Here is a 580-nt window from a genome sequence, read left to right on the forward strand (position 1 = left end):
GACACAAGGTCACTGAGCTGAGTGGCCTGTTCCGCACCGAACACGACGTCGGCGACCTCGCCGAAGCGCTCTTGCGCGGCTACCTCGACCAGGTGCTGGTGCACGGCGACATCCACGCCGATCCGCACCCGGGCAACCTGCTGGTGATGGAAGACGGGCGGCTCGCCCTGTTCGACCTCGGCATGGTCGTGCACGTGCCGCCGCGACAGCGCGACCGATTGTTCCGCCTGCTGTTCGCGGCCGTCGACGGACGCGGCGAGGAAGTCGCACGCGAGGCGGTCGGGATGGGCATACGGCTGGAGGCTTTCGAGGAGGACCGTTACCAGCGCGAAGTCGGCCAACTGGTGGCGCGTTACGCCGCGCACCCCAGCGCATCGGCCAGCGAGAGCCGGTTGCTGTTCGACATCGTGCGCATCAGCACCGCCTGCGGACTGCGCTCGCCGTCGGAACTCAGCCTGCTCGGCAAGACGCTGGCGCACCTGGAAACGGTTTGCCGTGCGCTGGATCCGCGCATGGACATGAAACGCGTGGTCGACGGCCATCTCGACCGCGTGATGGGCGAGCGCCTGCGGCGCTCGCT

General features: G+C 68.4%; 1 protein-coding gene. It reads left to right on the forward strand.

The genetic code is table 11. The annotated features are described in order from the left end of the window. On the forward strand, window positions 1-580 hold a 580-nt coding region (locus ACXJKJ_RS31455; RefSeq protein ID WP_457395585.1), incomplete at both ends, for an AarF/UbiB family protein.

The sequence above is a fragment of the Roseateles sp. P5_E1 genome (genome assembly GCF_054049335.1).